Source organism: Pseudoalteromonas sp. SIMBA_162 (assembly GCF_046535955.1).
GTDB lineage: Bacteria > Pseudomonadota > Gammaproteobacteria > Enterobacterales > Alteromonadaceae > Pseudoalteromonas > Pseudoalteromonas marina.
The window spans coordinates 1-265 of record NZ_JAWJBQ010000541.1; the positions used below are offsets into that span (position 1 = coordinate 1).

General features: G+C 58.9%; 1 protein-coding gene. It reads right to left on the reverse strand.

Going from position 1 to position 265, the window contains the following annotated elements:
* On the reverse strand, nucleotides 1-265 hold a 265-nt coding region (locus R0J88_RS20840), incomplete at both ends, for a sigma-70 family RNA polymerase sigma factor (protein ID WP_410901002.1).

Consider the following 265-nt stretch of genomic DNA (forward strand, 5'->3'; position numbering starts at 1 on the left):
GGCGTATCGAGCAGCGGACGCAATTTAGCAGCGATTGCCTCGCGCGCCCGGAAGATCCGCGAGCGGACCGTCCCGATCGGACAATCCATCATTTCCGCGATCTCTTCGTAGCTCAGGCCCTCGATCTCGCGCAGCGTAATCGCCTGGCGCAACTCTTCGGGCAGGACGGCCATTGCAGCGTTGACCGTCTCGGCAATCTGCTTGCTCATCAACATCGACTCAGGCGTGTTGATATCCCTTAGTTGGTCTGCGTCGGAGAAAGTTT